Genomic DNA, 20,932 nt, shown 5'->3' with positions numbered 1-20,932 from the left:
TGGTGATACATTTTAGAATTCTTGTCCTAAGATAAAGTGGAATTGGCTTCCTCCATATTGTTTAGAACCAAATACCTTGTCGAAACCGTAACCCCAGTCAATACCCATCATACCAATCATCGGCAGGAAGATACGCACACCAACTCCGGCAGAACGTTTCAAATCGAACGGATTGAATTTCTTGATATCATTCCAAGCGTTACCAGCTTCCAAGAAACCTAACACATAAATGTTGGTACTTGTTTCCAGCATTAACGGATATCTTAATTCAATTCCGAGACGTGTGTAAGCATAACCTTCGGAACCGTATGGTGTCAATGAGCTATTTTCATAACCACGCAATGCGATACTTTCTGTTGCGTAGCTTGAGTAACCGGTCATACCATCACCACCGACATCAAATGTACCGAATGGTGATTTCTTGTATTCATTGTAATGACCCAACAAACCGAATTCTGTACGTGTCATCAATACCAGACACTTCGGATGAGCAATAGGGTCCATTAACGGGGTATATGTTTTACCTTTAAATTTCCATTTGTGGTATTCTACCCATTTATGAAGTTTGTTCATATTGTCTTGGGTGATACTACCTGTTTTAGGGTTAGAGTAGTAACCTTTATAATCCTTGCCATCGAAAGCTGAATACGGCGGAGTGAACTGTACTGATAATGAGAAATCCGAACCGGAGCGCGGGAAGATCGGGTTGTCAATAGAGTTACGTGCCAACGTCAATGAAATGCTCAAATCATTACACTTACCGTTAGTTACCGGGAAGTACTGCCAGTCTTTCAGGTTGTAGCGTTGATAAGCCAACTCTGCAGAAAGGGTGAAGTAGTCATCGGGCCATTTAAGACGTTTACCCCAACCAACGGAAAGTCCCCACATTTTGATAGACTTGTCCGGGTCATAGTAGTTCTCGTAGTTATTGTAGTTGCCATAATTGTACATGCCATAACCACCATAACCGCTATACATACTGTTGTAGTAGTTGTTAAAGTAGCTGGAATTGTAGTAACGGCTACTGATATCCGTTTGTACAGAGAAGAAGGCGGATACGGAGAATGAGTTCGGACGTTTACCACCAAACCAAGGATCGAAGAATGAAATACTATACGATTGATAATACTTAGCATTTGTCTGTCCGCTGATAGTCAATGTCTGTCCGTCACCCTGTGGCAGGATACCGCGATAATTTTCCCCCGGATGCAGCAGATTGGCTATGGAGAAGTTGGTGAACTTCAAACTCAGTTTACCAATGATACCAGTCTGTCCCCAACCGGCAGAGAATTCTACCTGGTCATTGGCTTTAGAAGTCAAAGGCAAACCTATGTCAACGGTTCCGTTCATAGGATCCGGTTGGATATCCGGTTGCAATTTTTCCGGGTCAAAGTGTCCCATTTGCTGAATCTCACGTAAAGAACGCATCAAGTCTTCTTTGCTGAACAATTGTCCCGGACGGATACGAAGCTCACGACGGACTACGTTTTCATACAAACGGTCGTTACCACTAATATTGATTTTATTAATAGTAGCCTGGCGGCCTTCATAGATTCTCATTTCGAGGTCGATAGAGTCACCTACAATATTTACCTCGACCGGATCGAGATTATAGAATAGGTAACCGTTGTTATAGTATAAGTTGCCGATAGCGTCATCGTCTGTGGAAATACGCTCGTTCAGTAACTTTTGGTTGTAAACGTCACCCTTCTTCATGCGAAGCAGGTAGTTTAATTGTTCCGACGGATAGAGCGTATTACCTACCCATGCAACGTTACGGAGATAATATTTCTGACCTTCATCTATATCCAGAAAGACGTTAACTGTTTTTTCGTCATACTGTGATATGCTGTCCTTTACAATCATTGCATCACGGTAGCCTAATTCATTATATTTGTCGATGATAAGCTGTTTATCCGCTTCATAGTTTTCCGGTACGAATTTTTTAGTACGGAACAAGTTACGAAGTTTACCTTTTTCATTGGTTTTCTTCATTACTCGTTTCAACTTGGAAGCTTTGATAGCTGTATTTCCAACGATTTGTATCTCGTGAACTTTTACTTTTTCCTTCTTGTCGATATCGATATCTACAAGAACCTGGTTCTCGCTGGATGGATCATCTTTTTGTGAAATGATCACTTCGGCATTTTTAAATCCTTTGTCATCAAAATATCGTTTGATAAGTGTCTTTGCGCGGTCTACGGTATTCGGAGTGATCTGCATACCTTTTACCATTCCCAGCTTACCTTCCAAATCGGTGCGTTCCGACTTCTTAACGCCGTGATAACGTACCTCAGAGATACGGGGACGCTGCGTTAGACTGATTTTTAACCAGATCTTGTTACCCTCTATTTTTTCGGCTGTAATTTGTACGTTGGAGAATAAACCATGACGCCAGTAGCGTTTGATTGCTCCAGTGATTTCATCACCCGGCACAGTAATTGTTTGTCCTACCGATAATCCGGATATTCCAATCAATACATAGTCTTCATAATTCTTCACGCCTTCGACTTTGATATCCGCTATCTCATACTGTTTCGGTGTACCGGAGTATAAGATGACAGGTTTCGAGTCTTCATCAGTGTTGGCTTCTTGCGCAATGCCTGTTGTTACAAAACAGAACAGACAGATAAACGTTACGAATATAAAGGAAATACGATAATGCATTTATGTTATAATTTGATGTTTCGAATAATGTTAGCTGATTTGTTCACTGGTTTTGCCGAACCTGCGTTCTCTTTGTTGATATTCGCAGATAGCTTTATAGAGTTCTTCGTTGTCAAAATCCGGCCAAAAGGTATCACAAAAATAAAGTTCCGAATAAGCACATTGCCATAACATATAGTTGCTTAACCGGATTTCTCCCCCCGTGCGGATCAACAGATCCGGATCAGGCATGAAGTTTGTTGATAGGTGAGAGGATATGTACTCATCTGTTATTTGTTCAGGAGATATTTCTCCTGCTTTAACTTGTGCTGCTATTTGTCGGGCTGCTTCAGTTATCTCCCAACGGGAAGAATAACTAAGAGCTAACACCAGACACATACCTGTATTATGAACTGTATGTTCTATGCATGCTTTCAGACTAGCTTGCACATCAGCAGGTAATTTCATGAAATCACCGATGACTTGAAAGCGGAGATTATTCTTCATCAATGTCTCCTCTTCAATAGAATCTAACAATAGATTCATCAGAGCCGACACTTCTTTCTGTGGTCGATTCCAGTTCTCGGTTGAGAAGGTGTATAAAGTCAGATACTTAATTCCCAACCGTGCAGCGTCTTCTGTGATTTTCTGCACTGTTTCCGCGCCTGCGTGGTGACCGTAAGTACGTTCTTTTCCCCGTTGCTTAGCCCACCGTCCGTTGCCATCCATAATAATAGCTACGTGTTGGGGGATCCGAGTTTTGTCTATTTGCTCTATATAGGACATCTTCTTATTTTAAACGTATACGTTTATTATTTACCGGCATTTAGCGGATCCTTGTCAAACCATAGCTGGTTCAAACGACCGCGCCATACTTCAGATTCATAAGTGTAGGTATGTGTTTTAGTAGCTTTACTACTTTTTTCCTCATCTTCCTCATCTTCCACTTCTTCCTCAAAACTAGCAGTTCCTCCGCTAAATAAAATATATATATAGTCATTCTTGTCGTCTAATACAGAGGAATAGGTTTCTCTACCTCTGAATTCCGGTTGCTCTTTACTTGGCTTAAAATCAGCTTCGCTCCAGTCCTGATAAGGGAAAGAGAACTTTTTATTTGCTTTTTTCCATGCAAGACCTGCTTCTGAGGTATAGAATGATTCAAATTTCTCTCCAAAGATATAGAACTGGTTGTTATAATACATAATGGTAGGGGTTTGTAGTACCGGGCAGCTTGTCTCTTCGTTATTTGGTGGGAATGAAACCCATATACTGCCCATATATCCCCATGGAACGATAGCTTCAATATCTCCGGCTATTGGCTGTTTAGCATGTTCTCCGATGAGCATAATTCCTTCAAGACCAGTTGCTGTAGTATAAGTTGTATAAGATATGTTTCCAATAGGGAAGTCATCTGGTACAACTTGAAGTTCTTGGTCTGTTTTTGCGTTGGAAGTTATTTCATTAGTAGAAGCAAAAACTTTTGTTTCATTTATTGTCTTGATGTATGTTATTTTATTACTTAAAGGAGCTAGGAGTAGATTTACATGTTCATTTTCAAATAAGCCTGAAGTCTCCCATTTTATACCATTGGTAGATTCATACACGTTACCGTCATTATTATCGGCTGTTGTTGCATATAATTTATTGTTGTATGACAATATTGAAGAAGGAAGACTATTCTTAAATGGATTCTCTTCCAAAGAGTTTGAGACCCATGACATTGCGTTTCCTTTTTGTGCAATATATACTTTGAGGACATTATCCACTACAGAATAAGTAAGAATGTTCTCTCCTAAAATGACTGTTTTTTGTTCTTTAATGGACTCAGAATTACTAATATTAGCAACATAATTCCACCTCAATGAATCCGGATCATGCTTATGTACTCGTACACTAATCGTGTATTCTCTTGTTTGATCAGGAGAAGTGCCGGCCAATGCTTCTGTTGACCATACTTTAAGTTTGATAGGCTTTCTGAGATCAATAGAATCTGCGATGTTAATGATAGAATCCTTGCCGCTTTGGTCTTTCATTGTCACGACACCGGACGCTGTAGTCAATTTAGTTATTAGAATTTTATCAATAATGGTATCAGCATGAACAGGAAGTGAATCTTCATTATAGATTTCACTTTTCAATTGGTCAATAGTGAATTTATACTTCCCAAGGCCTGTTGTATCAAGTTCAAACGCATGTATAGTCGCGTCCGGACTATATTCGATGTTGTTATCATCGTCAAGACATGACGTTATAACGAATGACACCATGAAAAAACTCGCAATAAATGATAAAAACTTTATTCTCATTTGAAAGATTGTGTTTATTTACAAGTTGCAAAAATAGAAACATTTTTTCCGATAAAGAACATTCCCAGCAAGTTTTATATAAAATTATAGATAATAACGTCGATTTTATCGACGTAAAACTCCCTGAATAGGACTATTTTAGCTTATCTTGATGAATGTAATGCCAAAACTGTCTTCCGAAGTGTTCTTCTGTCGAATAACTAAATTTATCGCATATTTCAGGTGCTTTAACACCGGAATATAGCTTGTTGGGGCACTTCTCGATATATATTTCATCCCATAACTCATTGGCTATAAATGACTGAAGAAGTTGGCTGCCTCCTTCCACCAGTAATGATTGTATTTTTCGTTGATAGAGTTCTTCCATTATCTGAGTGAATAGGTTGTGATTAAAGTCGATTGTGATATATGTGATATTCTTTGCTTCCGGATGTTTGTTTGCTGTAAAGACTAATGTTGGCACATTGCCGTCAAATAGCTGCAAATCATTAGGAAGAGACAACGTACGGTCTAATACGACACGTATCGGATTTCGTCCATACCAGTTACGTACGGTCAGAGAAGGATTGTCTAGTAATGCTGTTCGCCTGCCTACCATGATAGCAACAGATTCTGCTCTTCTTTTATGTACGAGCATTGAAGTCAGAGGAGAGGAGAGTACAACAGGTTGCCCGTCCGTTCGTTCCAAGTCAATAAAATGATCGGCAGATTCCGCCCATTTAAGAGTAATATAAGGCCGATGAAGCGTGTTGAAAGTGATGAAACGACGAATCAACTGTCTGCATTCACTTTCTAATACGCCTACAATTACTTCCCGTCCTGCATCTTTTAGTTTTTGGATACCCCTTCCTGCAACTTGTGAAAACGGGTCCTGGCAACCGATAACAATACGTGGAATCTGTTTCTCTATAATCAAGTCAGCGCAAGGTGGCGTTTTTCCGTAATGGGAACATGGCTCCAGACTGACATAAATAGTAGAACGTTTTAATAATGATTCGTCTTTGACGGAACGAATCGCATTAACTTCTGCGTGCGCTTCTCCACAACGAATGTGATAACCTTCGCCGATAATACGTCCGTCGCATACAATGACAGCCCCTACCATTGGGTTGGGGGCGGCGTTACATAGACCATTTTTTGCCAGCTCAATGCAACGTCTCATGTATTTTTCTTCTTCCATTTTGGTGCTCTTCGCTATATTATTCTTACTTTTGCACTCCGAAATTGTGAAAATATGAATCGTATCACTACTTACATCCGTCAGTCATTACAGGATATTTATCCTCCGGAAGAGGTAAAAGCTCTTTCGATGTTGATCTGTTGCGACATGTTAGGTTTAGATGCGCTTGATATTTACATGGGCAAAGATATAATTTTATCCGAATGCAAACAGCGTGAATTAGAAAACATTATATTCCGTTTGCAGAAAAATGAGCCGATACAGTACATTCGCGGCTTTGCTGAATTTTGCGGAAGGAAATTTAAAGTTGCTCCCGGTGTCTTGATTCCTCGTCCGGAAACGGCAGAGCTGGTAGAATTGATAGTGAAGGAGAATCCGGGTGCCCGTCACCTATTAGATATAGGTACGGGAAGCGGATGTATCGCAATCTCTTTGGATCAGAACCTTCCGGATGCAGAAGTAGAGGCTTGGGATGTTTCGGAAGAGGCGTTAGCCATAGCTAGTGAAAATAATAAAGAGTTGGACGCCCGGGTTATGTTTCGACGGAGAGATGTGCTGTCTGATGAACTCGGCGCGACTTCTTGTTATGACGTTATTGTCAGCAATCCACCTTATATAACTGAGGCGGAGAAGCAGGATATGGAAGCCAATGTACTTGATTGGGAACCGGGACTTGCCCTGTTTGTCCCCGATGATGATCCTTTGCGGTTCTATCGTCGGATTGCCCGTCTGGGGTGCGACTTACTTTTGCCGGGTGGCAAGCTTTATTTTGAAATCAACCAGGCTTATGGCCGGGAAACAGCACACATACTTGAAATGAACCAATATCGTGATGTTCGTGTTATTAAAGACATATTTGGAAAAGATAGAATAGTTACAGCTAACCGATGAGTGCACAATTAACTGATGAAGAGGCTTTGAATCGCGTAGCCTCTTATTGCTCTACTGCCGAGCATTGTCGGGCAGAGATAAATGAGAAATTACAACGTTGGGGAATTGCCTATGAAACCATTGCGCGCATTCTAGACCAACTGGAGACGGAAAAGTTTATTGATGATGAACGCTTCTGTCGTGCTTTTGTGAATGATAAGTTCCGTTTTTCCAAGTGGGGAAAGATGAAAATCGCCCAAGGACTTTATATGAAAAAGATTCCTTCTGACGTGGCATGGCGTTATCTGAATGAGATTGATGAAGAAGAATACCTCTCCGTTCTGCGCGACTTGTTAGCTTCAAAGCGGAAAAGTATTCATGCCAGTGATGACTATGAATTGAATGGAAAGTTAATGAGGTTTGCGATGAGTCGTGGATTTGAACTAAAAGATATCAAGCGTTGTATCGATGTTCCTGAAGAAGAGGAATTGGTCGACTAAAAAAATATAACGGATTCTTCTTTTTATTCTCGTTCAATTTCTGTACTTTTGCGGCAAATAATTAATAGTTAGTTTAGTTATGAAAAACTTAGAGAGACTATTTGCGGAGAAACTGTTGAAGATTAAAGCTATTAAACTTCAGCCCGCTAACCCTTTCACATGGGCTTCTGGATGGAAATCCCCCTTTTACTGTGATAACCGTAAAACTCTGTCCTATCCTTCTCTTCGTAATTTTGTGAAGATTGAAATTACACGTCTGATATTGGAACGATTCGGACAGGTGGATGCGATTGCCGGTGTAGCTACAGGTGCTATTCCGCAGGGAGCTTTAGTAGCTGATGCATTAAATCTGCCGTTCGTGTATGTTCGTTCTACCCCGAAAGACCACGGATTGGAAAACTTGATTGAAGGTGAACTTCGTCCGGGTATGAAAGTTGTAGTGGTTGAAGATTTAATTTCTACAGGTGGTAGTAGTTTGAAGGCAGTAGAGGCAATCCGTCGCGATGGTTGCGAAGTAATCGGTATGGTTGCAGCCTTTACTTATGGATTCCCGGTTGCCGAAGAGGCATTCAAAAATGCGAAAGTGTCTTTGGTGACATTAACCAATTATGAAGCGGTGCTTGATGTGGCACTTCGTACAGGTTATATCGAAAAAGAAGACATACAAACATTGAATGAATGGCGTAAGGACCCCGCGCATTGGGATGCTGGAAAGTAAGATTTTATTGTTAATTCAAATATTTAAAAGAAAGAACCATTCGGACAGTAACTGTTCGGGTCGTTCTTTTTTTATTTTATACTAACAGATATTTATGGCAAATTTTGAGAGTAGTGTCAAGGTAATACCTTATAGTCAGGAACGTGTATATAATAAGCTTTCGGATTTAAGCAATCTGGAAGCTATCAAAGACCGTTTGCCACAGGATAAAGTGGAAGATTTAAGTTTTGATTCGGATACGTTGAGTTTTACAGTCTCTCCCGTAGGGCAGTTGACGCTGCAAATTGTAGAACGTGATCCTTGTAAATCCATTAAACTGGCAACTACCAATTCACCGCTTCCTTTTAATATGTGGATTCAACTGGTTGAAACTGCTGAGGAGGAATGTAATGTGAAAGTGACTATCGAAATAGATATTAATCCGTTTATGAAAGCGATGGTACAGAAACCGCTTCAGGAGGGGTTGGAGAAAATGGTTGAAATGCTGGCTGTTATTAATTACTAATACTTGTTTTTATGGCACAGAAACTTTGGGAGAAATCCGTACAGGTGAATAAAGATATCGAACGTTTCACTGTAGGTCGTGACCGCGAAATGGACCTTTATCTGGCTAAACATGATGTGATCGGTTCTATGGCTCATATCACAATGCTCGAAAGTATCGGTTTGTTGACAAAGGAGGAACTCGTGCAATTGTTGGCAGAGTTGAGGAATATATATGCTTCGGCCGAAAAAGGTGAATTTGTGATAGAAGAAGGAGTGGAAGACGTACATTCACAGGTGGAACTGATGTTGACCCGGCGTTTGGGTGACATAGGAAAGAAGATACATAGCGGGCGTTCACGCAATGACCAAGTGTTGCTGGATTTGAAACTCTTTACCCGTACCCAAATTAAAGAAATCGCTGAGGCGGTAGAGCAACTTTTCCATGTGCTGGTTAACCAGAGTGAGCGATATAAGGATATACTGATGCCGGGATATACACATTTACAGATTGCTATGCCGTCCTCTTTCGGACTGTGGTTCGGTGCATATGCCGAGAGCTTGGTAGATGATATGTTATTCTTGCAGGCTGCCTTTAAGATGTGCAATCGTAATCCGCTGGGCTCTGCTGCCGGATATGGTTCTTCTTTTCCATTGGATCGGACGATGACAACTCGTTTGCTCGGTTTTGATTCGCTGAACTACAATGTAGTATATGCTCAAATGGGACGTGGAAAAATGGAGCGTAATGTGGCTTTTGCTTTGGCAACCATTGCCGGAACAATATCCAAACTAGCTTTTGATGCTTGTATGTTCAACAGTCAGAACTTCGGTTTTGTAAAGTTGCCGGATGATTGTACTACGGGGTCCAGTATTATGCCACACAAGAAGAACCCGGATGTCTTTGAATTGACACGTGCCAAATGTAATAAATTGCAATCGCTTCCTCAACAGATCATGATGATTGCGAATAATCTGCCATCCGGCTATTTCCGTGACTTGCAGATTATAAAAGAAGTCTTTATTCCTGCTTTCCAGGAATTGAAAGATTGCTTGCAGATGACGACCTATATAATGAACGAGATAAAAGTGAACGAACATATTCTTGACGATGATAAGTATCTGCTTATCTTCAGTGTAGAAGAAGTGAATCGTTTGGCTCGTGAAGGTATGCCTTTCCGTGATGCTTATAAAAAGGTGGGACTGGATATTGAAGCCGGAAAATTCTCTCATGGTAAAGAAGTACATCATACGCACGAAGGCAGTATTGGTAATTTATGTAATGCCGAAATCTCCGCATTGATGCAGCAGACCGTTGAAGGTTTCAATTTCTGTGGGATGGAAGAAGCAGAAAAGGCACTTCTTGGGCGATAAACAGCATTTCGAAGGATAGTTTTTTAAACTTTCCTTCGAAAAGATTTGGCAGAAACAAGTAAACTGTTTATCTTTGCACCCGTTGAAAATACGCGGAAATAGCTCAGTTGGTAGAGCATAACCTTGCTTGAAAGGATGCTCGAATGGTGGAATGGTAGACACGAAGGACTTAAAATCCTTTGGCCATTGCGGCTGTGCGGGTTCAAGTCCCGCTTCGAGTACGAGTATTCCTGATTAAAAGCTCTGTAAATCTTTGATTTACGGAGCTTTTTGTTTATGTATCAGTTATGGTGTTATTTTGTCTTTGATACTGACTAAAACCGGATTTGAGTTTGATTTATGAGCTTTATGTAAACCGGGAGGTAAACCGGAAGTGTATATGAAAGCCACGGTTAATGTATTGTCTGACGGGCCTGAATATCTTCCGGTTTTAGCACTCAACTCGTATTATATTAAAGAGAGTATTTCTTGGATGCACCGGCGTAGATGCCTGTCTTTTCAAAATCACATAAGATACTACGGGTGTTTTTGGAAACTTTGGGGATGTATACATCCACTTTGATGCACGACTGACTCTGTGCAGGATCAGCAATGTGCAGTTCTGCACTACTTTGATAGATATCTTTGAGCATTAATGCGCATGCCTTATCTACTTTTACAGTAATATCTTTGTGAGTGAAAGTTCCTTCCCGGTAAAATACCATTTGCCAGATATTCAGCTTCTTGTTTCTTACGATCTGCATGGCATCCGTATTTGCCAAGATTTCAATCCCATTCTTTTTATTGTATGCATTCATCTGTCGGGCAGAAGTTATTCCCGGTGCTATGATGTATGCATAAGTAGTGTTACGAGGGTTAGTTCCATGATTGAATCCGAGTGTGAAAACCTCCCGTTGTTGCATTTCTTTCGATTCTGTATGGTTGATGTCATACCATGAGCCCGTTTGTTGCTGATTGCATAAGAATATCCTGCCGCCTTGAGGGAAGATATATCCGATTCCGTTATGTAATACCCAATCGGGAGAATCGTAGGAAAATTCTCCTTTCTTTATTGTCGTTTGCTGCTTGTTCTGCGATAATAATATGTTCTTGTCATCAAGCAAACACTGGTTGATTGTGGTGTATACAGGTGCGTATGAAGTAGAATTGATTCCTGATCCTAAACACACCACTTCATTGTCGAAAAAGAACCAGGCTTTTTTGGCTCCGGTATTCACACCGGCATAATTGTCCATGTAAGCATAGGCGGACACTCCGTAGATACTGTCGGACACCCCTCCGGCAAAAGTGGAAGTTCCCCGAGTCTGCCAGTCGCTTGCGGCCATTGGGATCGTGTCCAGTTGCGGAGCCGTTGTTCCGGGGATTCTGCGCCAGTTCCATGCAGGGAAGATATTGGTATATTCATTTCCTTGAGTTACGATATTGGTACATCCGTCCGACATGAAATAAGTTTTGAGGTTTTCTCCGTTGCCGTATTCACAACGCATGGTGCGGGTGGATACAGTACGGACGTCGAACGTATAGCCGGGGCGTACGTGCAGGGTATAGTCTCCTCGGAAATAATGTGTATGCAGAGGCTTTAGTTTGTAGTCGGCAGCTTGTTCATCTTTTAGACGTGCGATGATAGCTTTGTACTCTTCAATATGTTCCGGATCGAGAACCGCCATACGTTCGGCAAATAGGGCGGTGGCGCTTTTGTCGGTAATATCTTTCCGGCTTATGCCTCTGCCCAGTACATCGAAAAGCATATATTTTCCGCGTATGGCTTGATAATAAGTTTGGCGCATGAACTTGCTTAACAGCTGTATCTTCTCGGTGCTCAAGGCATATTTTGTTCCTTGGGTATACATAGCCACCTGAGTTGTTCCTTTCAGGATCTCATCGCCATATCCACCGATATAAAGTTGTACGCCATGTTGGAAATAAGAGTTGTCGTGCTGGAAACCTTCTTTTACAGTATATTCTATCGGACTGTAAGCATTTGCGAGAGCCGTTTCCAGGTCGGCCTCGTTTTTTTCCAGACATGACCGGTAAATCCAGTGAAGTGCGATGTCGGTTCTGTTAGCACCGGTCCATTTGGCGGGGTCTCCTCCTTCTTTGCGGATACGTTGCAAGGTTTTAGTTTCCAATTCTGCCGGTATCTGTTTTTTCCCGACACGCATCTGTATAAGCAGTATACCGATTTTCTGCGGTTCGGCAATCTGGTTGTACCACCAGTTGTTGCAGTTCGGATTGCGTTCATACCAATATTCCAGCCCTTTCACTATCTTATTATAGATATCTTCGTTCTGATAGTAAGTATTCTGAGGGTTGGTGTAGGCAAATGCAAAATCATACAGTCGGTCTATGTGAGTGAGAGGTTCCCAGTTTGTACGGTCGCGGCGGCTGTAGTCCACGTCGGTGAAACAGCCTTTGGCGGTATCGTATTTGTGTAGAAACTCGTCAATAAGCGGATTCTGTGCAAAGTCTTTCCTTATTTTCTCCATTAAAGTTTCAAATTCATCATTGTCGGAGGGATATAGGTTGTTGATGTAGTTTTGGCTAGCCTTTGCCGTACTTGGTGTGAACAATCGGACAATTAAAAGCAAAAGGATGATAATGTGGTAATTGAATTTCATGTTATTATTGATTTAATACGTTGTAATAAATTATAGTGGGCAAAGATATGGAAATCTTGTAATATGGCCGGTCACAATTATTTTTTTCTTTATCGGTTTATTGGTATTTTTTGCCTCGTGCCTTATTTATTTCTAAAATGGGACAGAAGTACACTGCTCGGTTCAGATACAGTACCGTATCTTCCTTCTTCCTGATTTGTGTAATCGTCATTGTTTCTTATCTTGATTTCTTGCGATTATAAGTGTTCGCTACGGGTAGCAGGGCATGCATGGATTGTTTGTGGTGTAAGTTGTTACATAGCTTGAACACAATAAAGACTGAAGTTGCTTGTTTACGGGCAGGCTAAGTAAGACTTTATAAAAAGGGAAGCCGGTATAGTTGTGTGTGAGATACCGGTATTATTCTGTCAGGATACCGGTATTACTAATTCGCCACGGCTGTGACGAGTTCTTCTCACAGCTGTGGAGAGATCCTTCCACGGCCGTGGCGAATACTCTCCACGGCTGTGGCGAGTTAATTATAACGGCGGCTTTTGCGAACAATCATTACCGGATAACAGATGAATACCTACTGTATGACGGATGTTTAATGGGGGCCTAAGCCGAAAGGCAAGTATAGCTGAACGGAAAAGACATAGGGGAGAGTGGGTGGTAAAGCAGTAGGCTGATAATAAAACAAGCCGATTGCAACCCCCATTACAATCGGCACTCAATCCTGAATATATTAACCTAAAACCTATGAAATCTTTCTATTGCCAATCACACGCATTGCTGCCGTATAATATTCGCAAGGGACAGATAAGAGGAAACCGTTCCGCCCATTCTCTTTCATTGAAACCTCAATATATGCTGCTTTCAGCAGATTCTTTACGCTGGCTACTTCCCAAGGACTACCAGCAAAAACATTGACTTGAGAAATCTTTCTACTTGTAATCATAATCTTTATAGTGTGTTTTTATTTTTACTGTGGCAAAGATAAGAGACAAAAACGACTTAGACGTGTAATTTTGATTCAGATATAGTATACAAATGATTCATTGAACCAGAATTTGCATAAGTTGACCAATTTGTAGCATTGTGCATGAAAAGAAATCCTCCTTTAGGCTGTTGGGAAGCAGCTAAAGGAGGATTTTATCGATGAAATGGTCGTTTTTTATTTACTTCTGATCGTTCTCGCGGATTTCTACACGACGAATCTTACCGCTGATTGTTTTCGGAAGTTCTTCTACGAACTCGATTACACGCGGATATTTATAGGGCGCAGTCACTTTCTTCACGTGATTCTGCAATTCTTTGATTAATTCTTCTCCCGCGCGGTTCTTATATTCTTTAGACAATACAATCGTTGCTTTCACCACTTGTCCGCGAATCTCGTCGGGCACTCCGGTAATGGCACATTCTACAACTGCGGGATGTGTCATCAAGGCACTTTCCACTTCGAACGGGCCGATGCGGTAGCCGGAACTCTTGATAACGTCGTCGGCACGACCTACAAACCAGAGATAACCGTCTTCATCTTTCCAGGCAACGTCTCCGGTATAGTAAATTCCATCGTGCCAAGCTTCATGGGTACGTTCCGCATCCCGGTAATACTCTTTGAAAAGACCGAGCGGCTTACCTTTGCTGGTACGGATTACGATTTGTCCCTGCTCTCCGGCTTCTACGGAACGGCCTTCATGGTCAATCAAGTCCACATCATATTGGGGATTGGGCAATCCCATGCTACCCGGTTTGGGTTGCATCCAAGGCATAGTGGCAATGGTAAGAGTGGTTTCGGTCTGACCGAAACCTTCCATGAGTTTGATGCCTGTCAACTTCTTGAATGTATCGAATACAGCGGGATTCAATGCTTCTCCGGCAATGGTGCAGTATTTGAGTGAAGACAGATCGAACTTCGTCAGGTCTTCGTGAATCAGGAAGCGGAAGATAGTGGGAGGTGCACAGAGGGAAGTTACATGATAATTCTGTATCTTTTCCAGAATGTCTCCCGGAGTGAACTTCTCGTGGTCATAGACAAAGATGTTTGCTCCGGCAATCCATTGTCCGTAGAGCTTTCCCCACACGGCCTTGCCCCAGCCTGTATCGGCGATAGTAAGGTGAAGGCTGTTTTCGTCCAGATTATGCCAGAAGCTGCCGGTAACGATATGGCCCAGTGGATAGGTAAAGTCATGTGCCACCATTTTAGGTTCGCCGGTGGTGCCGGAAGTGAAATACATTAATGAGATATCATCGTTGGTGTTTGCATGGCGGGGCCGTACAAACGGGGCGGCGCTCTCAATCCCTGCGTGGAAGTCTTCGAATCCTTCCGGAATCTCGGGACCGACGCTGACCAGCTTTTCTACGGTAGGGCACTCGGGCAGGGCGTCCTTGATATGTTGCAGGATGATTCCTTCGCCGGCAGCTACGATCATCTTGATGTCAGCAGCGTTGCAACGGTAGATGATATCTTTTTTAGTCAGCAGATGAGTGGCCGGAATGACGGTTGCTCCCAGTTTGTGAAGGGCGATTGTGCTATACCAGAACTCGTAGCGGCGTTTCAGGATCAGCATAACCATGTCGCCACGGCCGATGCCCAGACTTTGGAAATAGGAAGCCGTCATGTCTGTGTAACGTTTCATGTCGGCAAATGAGAACTGACGGCTTTCACCTTTGTCATTTGTCCACAGTAAAGCGTTCTTGTCGGGCTGTTCGGCAGCCCAGGCATCTACTACGTCATAACCGAAGTTGAAGTTTTCCGGGACGTTTATTTTCAGGTTCTTGATGAAATCCTCTTGTGAGGTAAAGGAGGTCTGTGATAAAAATCTTTCTACCATGATGTTATTACATAATTACTGCCAGAAAACGTACCGTTTTGCCGTCGAGCGCTTTCATGCCATGTGGAAGTTTGGAGTTAAAATAAATGCTGTCGCCTTGGTTGAGGATGATTTCCTTGCCTTCGATGTTGATAAGCATACGTCCTTCGAGTACGAGGTTGAACTCCTGACCGTTATGCTTGTTGTAATGGATCGGCTCGTCATCTCCTTTCGGTTCAACGGTGACGATGAACGGGTCGGCGGTACGGTTCATGAATCCGGCTGCCAGAGACTGGTATTTGTAGGCTTTCGTACGTTCGATACTGGTCCCCTTGCCGGCGCGGGTTACAAAGTAGCTGCTCATTTTGGGTTCTTCGCCGAACATCAGGGCATCGAGGGCGACATTGTAGGTACGGGCTATTTTCTGCAACATACTGACAGAAATATCGTATTCTCCAGTTTCTGCGAGTCGGTACTCTTCAGCAGAAATGTCACTGTCGCGGGCGATATCCTCAGAAGTAAGTTCGAGTACGTCGCGTAGTCCGCGGAGGCGTTCTGCTATTTGTTTAATTTGGTCATTCATACAAGTGGTTGGTATTTTATGATTAATAATTTTGTGGCGTTATTTGGAGGCTTTCATCGCTTTGATAATGGCGGAAGTAAAGCCGTTGTGCTCCAGTTCGTTGATCCCTTTGATTGTGATTCCGCCCGGTGTAGTCACTTTGTCGATTTCTACGCTGGGGTGAGTGTCGTTGTTTTGAATCAATGCAGCAGCTCCTTTCAGGGATTGCGCTATCATTTGCATGGCGTCTTTGGGGCGGAGTCCCATTTCGATGCCGGCTTGCATAGCTGCCTGGATATATTTCAATACGTAGGCAATGCCGCAGGAAGCCAATGCGGTGGCTGCTGTTATTTTATCTTCGGGAATCAGCATGACTGTTCCCATTTCGCTGAATAGGCGGAGGATAAATTGGTCCTGTTCGTCATTCGTATTACGTGCGGCGACCAGTGTCATGCTTTCCAGTTCGCTGATGGCCGTGTTCGGAATCAGACGGAACATTGCCATTTCCGGTGCGATGACGTAATGAGCCAGTTCTTCAAAGCTGATACCGGCGGCTACCGAGATAAGTATCTGTTTGCTTTTTAGTTTCAACTCGCGCATGACCGGTTGCATCAGCCACGGTTTGACGGCTAGAATGACAATGTCTGCTCCTGTGGCGGCTTCTGCGTTATTGTTTGTGGTAGAGATACTCGGAAATTCCTTTTTCAGTCTCTCTAGTTTCCCGGCACTGGGATTGGATACGATGATGTCCGAATCTGCTATCAGACTTCCTTTTGCCAGGCCACGGGCGATTGAACCGCCCATATTTCCTGCACCGATAATGGCTATTTTCATATACGCTTGTTTTTAATGAGTTGTCACAGGCAAAGGTAACGGTTAATTACGAAAAAACAAAAAGCAGCCTGAATAAGAAATCGTTTTCTTGTAAAGGCTGCTTTTATTGTTGGCTGTTTATTAATCAGAATGAGCAATTAGAGTACTTTCTTGAACCGGGCAAGGAATTCGTCGGCTTCCTCCATGCTGAGACAGAGAGGGGGTAACAGGCGGAGTACATTCGTACCGCTTGCTCCGGTAAACACATGTTCGTCATAGATGAGGCGGCTGCGCAATTCTTTGATCGGTTCTTCAAATTCGAGTCCTATCATGAGTCCGCGTCCGCGTACTTCCTTGATTTGCGGGAATTTCTTCAGTTCTTCCAGCAAGTAGTTACCTACCTTGGCTGCATTCTCTACCAGATTTTCCTGTTCAATCACGTCCATAACGGCAAGGGCTGCCGAACATGCCAGGTGGTTTCCTCCAAAAGTCGTTCCTAATTGTCCGTATACCGGTTTAAACATCGGGCTAATCAATACGCCTGCCATTGGGAAGCCGTTACCGATTCCTTTGGCTACGGTGATGATGTCCGGCTTGATATCAGCATACTGGTGGGCGAAGAATTTACCGCTACGTCCGTATCCGCTCTGAATTTCGTCCAGAATCAGGATAGTGCCGGTTTCTGTGCAAGCTTTGCGGAGTTCCTGCATAAATTCGGTAGTCGGTATCTTGATCCCTCCTACACCTTGTATTCCTTCAATGATAACGGCACATATATCTCCCCGAGACAGTTCCTGCTTCATGGCTTCGACGTCGTTCAGAGGAAGATAAACAACATGACCGTTGTTGTTGATAGGTGCAATGATAGACGGATTGTTGGTCGCTTCTACTGCCAGTGAAGTACGTCCGTGGAAGGCTTTGCTGAAAGATACCACTTTGGTACGTCCGTTGTGGAAAGAAGCCAGTTTCAGAGCGTTCTCATTCGCCTCGGCTCCGCTGTTTATCAGGAACAGGCTGTAATCCTCGTAACCGGAAATCTTTCCCAGTCGTTCGGCCACCTGTTGCTGGAGTTTGTTGATTACTGAGTTTGAATAGAAACCGAGGTTAGCTACCTGATTGCTAATCATCTCCACATAGTGAGGATGTGCGTGTCCGATAGAGATTACGGCATGACCTCCGTAAAGGTCTAAGTATTCGGTTCCGTTTTCATCCCAGACTTTACAGCCTTTCCCTTTGACTATGTTGATGTTGTATAATGGGTATACGTCGAATAATTTCATAATTCTTTTGTTTTTAAAAAGCTGAAGGCTTCAAACGTAGTCCTACGGTTTCTTCCAGGTTAAACATCAGGTTCATGTTATGAACCGCTTGTCCACTGGCACCTTTCAGCAAGTTGTCGATACAGGAGATAATCAATAGCTTGTCGCCATGTTTCTCAAGATGTATCAGGCATTTGTTGGTGTTGACTACCTGTTTGAGGTCTATATTCTTATCTACAATATGTACAAATGAGTCTTTGGCGTAATATTCTTCGTACATACGGACGATTTCTTCGAGGGCTACTTTGGTCTTTACCACAAGGGTAGCGAAAATGCCGCGAGGGAAATCGCCACGATACGGGATAAAGTCAATGTCGGAGTCGAAGCTGTTCTGTAATTGTTGCAGTGACTGCTTGATTTCCGGAACGTGTTGATGCTCGAATGCCTTGTACACACTGATGTTATTGTTTCTCCAACTGAAATGACTGGTAGCGCCCGGTTTCACGCCGGCACCCGTACTTCCGGTAATGGCGTTTACCGAAATATCGTCTGTCAACATCAGGTTTTTGGCTAGCGGGAGCAGGCCGAGTTGGATACAGGTGGCGAAACAACCGGGATTGGCCACGTGCTTTGCCGTACAGGTAGCTCGTCGGTTCAGTTCCGGCAGACCGTAGATAAAGTCATGGTCGTCACTCTTGATACGGTAGTCCATGGAAAGGTCAATGATTTTCAGGTCTTCCGGTATGTTATGGCTTTCCATGAATTTCTTCGTGTCACCGTGAGCTGTGCAGAAGAAAAGAACATCAATTTCGTCCAGAGGTAACTGGTCGGTGAATCTTAGATCTGTTTCTCCATACAAGCCTTCGTGTACGTCAGTAATTCTGTTTCCGGCATTACTGCTGCTGTTGATAAATACGATTTCAGTTTCCGGATGGTTGAGTAACAGGCGGATTAGTTCGCCTGCCGTATATCCTGCGCCACCAATGATTCCTGCTTTAATCATATCTCTTCGTCTTTATGGTTGTTATAGTAAACACGTAACGGAGTGGAAGTTACCTTGATAAAGCCTTTTGCATCCTCGGCAGTCCAACCTTTTTGCATTTCACCATATTCTCCGAATTTCGTTTTCACGAGGTCGTCTTCCGATTCTACACCTACGGTAGAGAAAGAAAGCGGGCGGAGTTCGAGAATCGCTGTACCGTTTACGTTGCGCTGGCTTTCCTGCAACATCGCTTCGATATCACGCATAACCGGTTCCAGATATTGGCTTTCGTGGAGGAACATACCGTACCAGTTGGCTACCTGGTCTTTCCAGTACTGCTGCCATTTGCTCAATGTGTATTTCTCAAGGAAACGGTGAGCACCGATAATCAGCATCGGGGCGGCGGCTTCGAAACCTACGCGGCCTTTGATACCGATAATTGTGTCGCCCACATGCATGTCACGGCCGATACCGTAAGCGGCGCCGATTTCTTCTACCTTCTGGATCGCTTTGATCGGGTCATCGAATTTCTCATCGTTGACAGCTTTCAGTTCTCCTTTTTCGAAAGTCAGGCGGAGTTGTTCGCTGCCTTCCTTTTCTACGTGTTTCAGGTAAGCTGTTTCGGGCAGCCCTTGTGCGGAGTCGAGGATTTCACCACCACAAATAGAGGTACCCCACAGACCTACGTTATATGAATATTTCAGTTTGGTGAAGTCCGCGTTGAAACCATGTTTGTTCAAGTAGTCAATTTCTTCCTGACGACTCAATGCCATATCACGGGTCAGTGTGATGATTTCTACGTTCGGCGCCAGTACGAGGAAAGTCATGTCGAAACGAATCTGGTCATTACCTGCTCCGGTAGAACCGTGGGCAATGGCATCCGCACCGATTTCGTTGGCATAACGTGCGATAGCCAATGCCTGGAAGATACGTTCGGAGCTGACCGAAATAGGATAAGTACCGTTACGCAGCACATTTCCGAAAACCATGTATTTCAGACTCTTTTCGTAGTATTCCTGAGTAACGTCCAGCGTTACGTATTTTACCGCTCCCAGTTTATAGGCATTTTCTTCGTTTGTTTTCAGTTGTTCTTCGCTGAAACCACCCGTATTGGCACAAGCTGCATATACTTCATAACCTTTTTCTTTGGCGAGGTACATGACGGTGAACGATGTGTCCAGTCCGCCGCTGAATGCCACCACTACTTTTTTCTTCTTTTCTTCCATAGTGCTGTATCTTTTAAATGTTATTTCTTTCTTGTTCTTTTTTAATGTTCCGTGGATCTGTCGGGTCGTACAGCATAGCTGTGCAGATGCAGAACTTACGGTTTTTAGCTTTCAGGATGTCATGGTTGATACATCCTTCGCATCCTTTCCAGAAAGATTCATCGTCTGTCAGTTCGTTGAAGGTGACAGGGACGTATCCCAGTTCGGTGTTCATTTTCATAACAGCTGCTCCGGAGGTCAAGCTGAAAATCTTAGCTTTCGGCCAACGGAGGCGTGCCAGTTGGAAAGAAGCCTGTTTGATGCGTTTTGCCAGCCCCAAACCACGGAAATCGGGATGTACGATCAGACCGGAGGTAGCCACGTATTGCTTGTTTCCCCATGATTCGATATAGGTGAATCCGGCGAATGTGTCACCACAGAGAGCAATGATTGCTTTACCTTCTTTCATCTTTGTCGCTACGTATTCGTGTGTGCGTTCTGCGATTCCCGTTCCTCGCACGGCGGCAGCATTTCTGATAGTTTCCAAAATAGTGTCAACGTATACCTCATGTGAGGCGTCGGCTACCATAACATCTATTTGTTGAGTGTCCATTTCTTTATATA

18 protein-coding genes and 1 tRNA gene are annotated in these 20,932 nt (G+C 43.2%); 6 read left to right on the top strand and 13 right to left on the bottom strand.

The genetic code is table 11. The features are described 5' to 3' along the window. Positions 1-12: 12 nt before the first annotated feature. From BHV72_RS14895 to ribD, 4 genes are all read right to left on the bottom strand, one after another. Positions 13-2,667 carry a BamA/OMP85 family outer membrane protein gene (locus tag BHV72_RS14895; protein WP_005679006.1) on the bottom strand — a complete coding sequence of 885 codons (2,655 nt, stop codon included), beginning with the start codon at positions 2,665-2,667 and terminating at the stop codon, positions 13-15. A 30-nt stretch (positions 2,668-2,697) separates the two neighbouring features. Continuing rightward, a complete protein-coding gene (locus tag BHV72_RS14890) occupies positions 2,698-3,432 on the bottom strand; it encodes an isoprenyl transferase (protein WP_005679007.1) in 735 nt (244 codons plus the stop codon). 26 nt (positions 3,433-3,458) lie between these two features. Further along, entirely contained in the window at positions 3,459-4,952 is a 1,494-nt protein-coding gene (bamI, locus tag BHV72_RS14885) for a BamI family beta-barrel-assembly machinery protein (RefSeq protein ID WP_122295436.1), read from the bottom strand. Between the two features lie 133 nt (positions 4,953-5,085). Beyond that, the gene (ribD, locus tag BHV72_RS14880; protein ID WP_005679009.1) at positions 5,086-6,132 is read right to left on the bottom strand and encodes a bifunctional diaminohydroxyphosphoribosylaminopyrimidine deaminase/5-amino-6-(5-phosphoribosylamino)uracil reductase RibD; all 1,047 of its coding nucleotides are present in this window, start codon (positions 6,130-6,132) and stop codon (positions 5,086-5,088) included. Between the two features lie 54 nt (positions 6,133-6,186). Here ribD and prmC point away from each other — a divergent pair, with 54 nt between their 5' ends. From prmC to BHV72_RS14850, 6 genes are all read left to right on the top strand, one after another. Beyond that, positions 6,187-7,023, top strand: coding sequence for a peptide chain release factor N(5)-glutamine methyltransferase (prmC, locus tag BHV72_RS14875; protein WP_005679010.1), 837 nt, complete (start codon positions 6,187-6,189; stop codon positions 7,021-7,023). Beyond that, complete coding sequence (locus BHV72_RS14870; protein WP_022041686.1) at positions 7,020-7,502, top strand: regulatory protein RecX; 483 nt, start codon at positions 7,020-7,022, stop codon at positions 7,500-7,502. Before prmC ends, BHV72_RS14870 begins: the two co-directional genes overlap by 4 nt. A gap of 79 nt (positions 7,503-7,581) precedes the next feature. Continuing rightward, on the top strand, positions 7,582-8,220 hold the full coding sequence (pyrE, locus tag BHV72_RS14865) for an orotate phosphoribosyltransferase (protein ID WP_005679014.1): 639 nt from the start codon (positions 7,582-7,584) through the stop codon (positions 8,218-8,220). A 94-nt stretch (positions 8,221-8,314) separates the two neighbouring features. Beyond that, complete coding sequence (locus tag BHV72_RS14860) at positions 8,315-8,725, top strand: SRPBCC family protein (RefSeq protein WP_005679016.1); 411 nt, start codon at positions 8,315-8,317, stop codon at positions 8,723-8,725. Between the two features lie 11 nt (positions 8,726-8,736). After that, complete coding sequence (gene argH, locus BHV72_RS14855; RefSeq protein WP_022041685.1) at positions 8,737-10,077, top strand: argininosuccinate lyase; 1,341 nt, start codon at positions 8,737-8,739, stop codon at positions 10,075-10,077. A gap of 137 nt (positions 10,078-10,214) precedes the next feature. Beyond that, positions 10,215-10,298, top strand: a tRNA-Leu gene (locus tag BHV72_RS14850). 231 nt (positions 10,299-10,529) lie between these two features. Here BHV72_RS14850 and BHV72_RS14845 read toward each other — a convergent pair. The 9 genes from BHV72_RS14845 to BHV72_RS14805 form a co-directional block, all read right to left on the bottom strand. Then, positions 10,530-12,695: a polysaccharide lyase 8 family protein gene (locus BHV72_RS14845; protein WP_149921936.1), complete on the bottom strand. Its 2,166-nt coding sequence runs from the start codon at positions 12,693-12,695 to the stop codon at positions 10,530-10,532. Positions 12,696-13,431: 736 nt separating this feature from the next. Continuing rightward, on the bottom strand, positions 13,432-13,632 hold the full coding sequence (locus tag BHV72_RS14840; protein WP_005679046.1) for a DUF2007-related protein: 201 nt from the start codon (positions 13,630-13,632) through the stop codon (positions 13,432-13,434). A gap of 220 nt (positions 13,633-13,852) precedes the next feature. Next, a complete protein-coding gene (locus BHV72_RS14835) occupies positions 13,853-15,508 on the bottom strand; it encodes an AMP-binding protein (RefSeq protein ID WP_005682190.1) in 1,656 nt (551 codons plus the stop codon). Positions 15,509-15,515: 7 nt separating this feature from the next. Further along, a complete protein-coding gene (locus tag BHV72_RS14830; protein ID WP_005679048.1) occupies positions 15,516-16,070 on the bottom strand; it encodes a helix-turn-helix domain-containing protein in 555 nt (184 codons plus the stop codon). 39 nt (positions 16,071-16,109) lie between these two features. Then, positions 16,110-16,883, bottom strand: a complete 774-nt coding sequence (gene proC / locus BHV72_RS14825; protein WP_005679049.1) for a pyrroline-5-carboxylate reductase — start codon at positions 16,881-16,883, stop codon at positions 16,110-16,112. A gap of 137 nt (positions 16,884-17,020) precedes the next feature. Next, entirely contained in the window at positions 17,021-18,142 is a 1,122-nt protein-coding gene (locus BHV72_RS14820) for an aspartate aminotransferase family protein (protein WP_022041650.1), read from the bottom strand. A 13-nt stretch (positions 18,143-18,155) separates the two neighbouring features. Beyond that, positions 18,156-19,124, bottom strand: coding sequence for an N-acetyl-gamma-glutamyl-phosphate reductase (argC, locus tag BHV72_RS14815; RefSeq protein ID WP_005679051.1), 969 nt, complete (start codon positions 19,122-19,124; stop codon positions 18,156-18,158). Beyond that, complete coding sequence (locus BHV72_RS14810) at positions 19,121-20,329, bottom strand: argininosuccinate synthase (RefSeq protein WP_055170156.1); 1,209 nt, start codon at positions 20,327-20,329, stop codon at positions 19,121-19,123. Before BHV72_RS14810 ends, argC begins: the two co-directional genes overlap by 4 nt. 13 nt (positions 20,330-20,342) lie before the next feature. Then, complete coding sequence (locus BHV72_RS14805; protein WP_005679056.1) at positions 20,343-20,921, bottom strand: GNAT family N-acetyltransferase; 579 nt, start codon at positions 20,919-20,921, stop codon at positions 20,343-20,345. Positions 20,922-20,932: the final 11 nt, after the last annotated feature.

The sequence above is a fragment of the Bacteroides sp. 43_46 genome (genome assembly GCF_001915455.1).
GTDB classification, from domain to species: Bacteria; Bacteroidota; Bacteroidia; order Bacteroidales; family Bacteroidaceae; genus Bacteroides; species Bacteroides caccae.
This window is presented reverse-complemented; position numbering and strand designations above follow the sequence as displayed.

Excerpts from the sequence above, each read along its gene's own strand:
- BHV72_RS14895 (WP_005679006.1), bottom strand. The coding sequence starts at position 2,667 with ATGCATTATCGTATTTCCTTTATATTCGTAACGTTTATCTGTCTGTTC.
- BHV72_RS14890 (WP_005679007.1), bottom strand. The coding sequence starts at position 3,432 with ATGTCCTATATAGAGCAAATAGACAAAACTCGGATCCCCCAACACGTA.
- bamI (WP_122295436.1), bottom strand. The coding sequence starts at position 4,952 with ATGAGAATAAAGTTTTTATCATTTATTGCGAGTTTTTTCATGGTGTCA.
- ribD (WP_005679009.1), bottom strand. The coding sequence starts at position 6,132 with ATGGAAGAAGAAAAATACATGAGACGTTGCATTGAGCTGGCAAAAAAT.
- prmC (WP_005679010.1), top strand. The coding sequence starts at position 6,187 with ATGAATCGTATCACTACTTACATCCGTCAGTCATTACAGGATATTTAT.
- BHV72_RS14870 (WP_022041686.1), top strand. The coding sequence starts at position 7,020 with ATGAGTGCACAATTAACTGATGAAGAGGCTTTGAATCGCGTAGCCTCT.
- pyrE (WP_005679014.1), top strand. The coding sequence starts at position 7,582 with ATGAAAAACTTAGAGAGACTATTTGCGGAGAAACTGTTGAAGATTAAA.
- BHV72_RS14860 (WP_005679016.1), top strand. The coding sequence starts at position 8,315 with ATGGCAAATTTTGAGAGTAGTGTCAAGGTAATACCTTATAGTCAGGAA.
- argH (WP_022041685.1), top strand. The coding sequence starts at position 8,737 with ATGGCACAGAAACTTTGGGAGAAATCCGTACAGGTGAATAAAGATATC.
- BHV72_RS14845 (WP_149921936.1), bottom strand. The coding sequence starts at position 12,695 with ATGAAATTCAATTACCACATTATCATCCTTTTGCTTTTAATTGTCCGA.
- BHV72_RS14840 (WP_005679046.1), bottom strand. The coding sequence starts at position 13,632 with ATGATTACAAGTAGAAAGATTTCTCAAGTCAATGTTTTTGCTGGTAGT.
- BHV72_RS14835 (WP_005682190.1), bottom strand. The coding sequence starts at position 15,508 with ATGGTAGAAAGATTTTTATCACAGACCTCCTTTACCTCACAAGAGGAT.
- BHV72_RS14830 (WP_005679048.1), bottom strand. The coding sequence starts at position 16,070 with ATGAATGACCAAATTAAACAAATAGCAGAACGCCTCCGCGGACTACGC.
- proC (WP_005679049.1), bottom strand. The coding sequence starts at position 16,883 with ATGAAAATAGCCATTATCGGTGCAGGAAATATGGGCGGTTCAATCGCC.
- BHV72_RS14820 (WP_022041650.1), bottom strand. The coding sequence starts at position 18,142 with ATGAAATTATTCGACGTATACCCATTATACAACATCAACATAGTCAAA.
- argC (WP_005679051.1), bottom strand. The coding sequence starts at position 19,124 with ATGATTAAAGCAGGAATCATTGGTGGCGCAGGATATACGGCAGGCGAA.
- BHV72_RS14810 (WP_055170156.1), bottom strand. The coding sequence starts at position 20,329 with ATGGAAGAAAAGAAGAAAAAAGTAGTGGTGGCATTCAGCGGCGGACTG.
- BHV72_RS14805 (WP_005679056.1), bottom strand. The coding sequence starts at position 20,921 with ATGGACACTCAACAAATAGATGTTATGGTAGCCGACGCCTCACATGAG.